The sequence below is a fragment of the Lysinibacillus sp. GbtcB16 genome, assembly GCF_019091145.1.
Lineage (GTDB): Bacteria > Bacillota > Bacilli > Bacillales_A > Planococcaceae > Lysinibacillus > Lysinibacillus fusiformis.
On record NZ_JAGXJV010000479.1, the window covers coordinates 1 to 265 of the forward strand.

Below are 265 nucleotides of genomic sequence, written 5' to 3' on the forward strand. Positions count from 1 at the left end.
GGATCTCCAATCTGTCTCCTTGCCTGACTTGCTGAATGTATAAGTAGTTCTGTACCATGGACAGCTCTTCCTGAATCGGAATGAGCTCGTCCTGCTGTGATAAGGATTGCTTGAGCAGCTTAACCAGTGCAACGATGACGGAGTCAATCATTTCCGGCGTATGCTTAACGAGCATGAATCGGATCGAAGCTAGCGTATTGTATAAAAAATGCGGATTGATTTGCGATTGAAGCGCTTGAAGCTCAGCATGCCTTTTGCGCTCTTG

Annotated in this window: 1 protein-coding gene; it reads right to left on the bottom strand. The window is 46.4% G+C overall.

The window, feature by feature from the left end; all coding sequences use genetic code 11:
* A partial coding sequence (locus KVT27_RS24975; RefSeq protein WP_217582206.1) for a histidine kinase occupies positions 1–265 on the bottom strand: 265 nt, incomplete at both ends.